At 66.4% G+C, this 849-nt stretch carries 2 pseudogenes; one reads left to right on the forward strand and one right to left on the reverse strand.

Annotated elements, in window-relative coordinates:
• Positions 1-696 (forward strand): annotated as a pseudogene (locus FV233_RS31540) (transposase); the annotation flags it as partial.
• On the opposite strand, the pseudogene FV233_RS30790 reads toward FV233_RS31540, so the two are convergent.
• Positions 681-849: pseudogene (locus FV233_RS30790) on the reverse strand (IS630 family transposase); the annotation flags it as partial. The pseudogenes FV233_RS31540 and FV233_RS30790 overlap by 16 nt on opposite strands.

Raw genomic sequence — 849 nt, forward strand, 5'->3', positions numbered from 1 at the left:
ATCAATCGCGAGACCGGCTTGGCCCGGGCCACGGTGCGCAAGTACGCCTTCGCCGCGAGCTTCCCCCGGAACGGCATGCGCGAGCCGCAGCCGAGCATGCTCGATCCTTATCTCGGGCACCTGCATGTCCGCCTGGATGAGGGGTGCGAGAACGCGACGCAGCTCTGGCGCGAACTTCAGGGGATCGGCTTTGCCGGCACCTCGAAGCAGGTGCATCGCTGGTTGTCCGAGCGGCGCGCAGGCTTGGCCGGAACGACTATCCGGTCGTCGCCAGCACCGACCGACACCCGTGTTCTGACCTCCACCGCATCACCCCTGGCCTCATCCAAGCAGCTGTCCTGGTATCTCCTGCGGGAGCCCGAAGACCTCGGCCCTGAGGCGGCTGCGGTCGTCTCGCGTGTCCTGCAGGATACCGAGGCGGCCAAGGTGGTCGATCTCGGCCGCCGGTTCTGCCGGATCGTCCGGAGCCACTGTGGCCAGCAGCCGTCAGGAAAATCAGATGTCCCGGCGTTCGATCAATGGCTGGGCGAAGCGCAAAACTGCGGCGTCCGCATCGTCGAGAGCTTCGCTGCTAGCCTCGGCCAGGATAGAGATGCTGTTCGGTCCGCACTGACACTGCCTTGGAGCAGTGGACAAGCCGAAGGCCAGATCACGCGTCTCAAGCTCTTGAAGCGCGCCATGTACGGCCGCACCCGATGCGGTTGCAAGCGGTGCTCCTGCCAGATCCGCTGCGCGGAGCGGAGTGAGATGCCGGTCCGCCCAGCGACGACGCGGCCAGTCCAGTGCGTGACCTCGTCCGGCGATTCGGAGCAGGTCAGCGCCAGCACCTTCGCCACGGTGCGGGTGGAA

This window comes from Methylobacterium sp. WL7 (genome assembly GCF_008040085.1).
GTDB lineage: Bacteria > Pseudomonadota > Alphaproteobacteria > Rhizobiales > Beijerinckiaceae > Methylobacterium > Methylobacterium mesophilicum.